Raw genomic sequence first — 844 nt, forward strand, 5'->3', positions numbered from 1 at the left:
TGAAGCCCGATAGAGGTGAGGATATTGAAGAACATCGTCTTTTGCGGATTGAGCAGCAGAGCATTCAGTATGTTTATCAAACCGCTGTTGGAGCGGTTTTCAACTCATTATGAGATTACGGGATTGCTGGATGCCGATCCGAAACGTTTTGCTGTTTGCAAGAAGAAATTTCCCGAGCTGGCCCACGTGCCCGAGTTTAGCGAAGATGCTTTTGACGAGATGATGCGCGTGTCAAAGCCTGATATCGTCATTGTGGCAGGCAGGGACGATACGCATGTCACATATATTGTAAAAAGCCTTCAGTGGAATACAGATGTAATTACTGAAAAACCAATGGTGACAACAGTGCAGGATGCGAATCGGGTGCTTGAAGCGGAGGCCAAAAGCGAAGGAAAAGTCACCGTCGCGTTTAACTATCGCTACAGCCCGTTTCATCGGAAAATAAAAGAAATGATTCTGGACGGAAAAATAGGCAGGGTCACCTCCGTTGATTTAAATTGGTATATTGATACGTATCATGGCGCCAGCTATTTTAAACGCTGGAACAGGTCGAGACAGTTTTCCGGCGGTCTTTCTGTCCATAAATCAACACATCACTTCGATCTCGTCAATTGGTGGATCGGGCAAAATCCGGAAGAGGTATTTGCTTATGGCGCCTTGAATTACTATGGGCCGGACAGTGAGTGGAACCCCTTGCCGGAAGAAGACGGGCGTTTTTGCGGGACGTGCCGGGTCAAAGAAAAATGCCACTACTATTCAAGGTGGCATCCCCGTTCCTCTAAAGCTTCTATAAAGGATGATCATCTCGAAGCAGGAGACCAGTCCAGCTTATATACTGCATACA

General features: G+C 46.7%; 1 protein-coding gene. It reads left to right on the plus strand.

Annotated elements, in window-relative coordinates; genetic code table 11:
- Window positions 1-24: 24 nt before the first annotated feature.
- Window positions 25-844 (plus strand): Gfo/Idh/MocA family protein (locus ACWHAR_RS25205; RefSeq protein WP_452088200.1); only part of this gene is annotated, 820 nt, incomplete at its 3' end.

The organism is Bacillus sp. LR--39 (assembly GCF_053613335.1).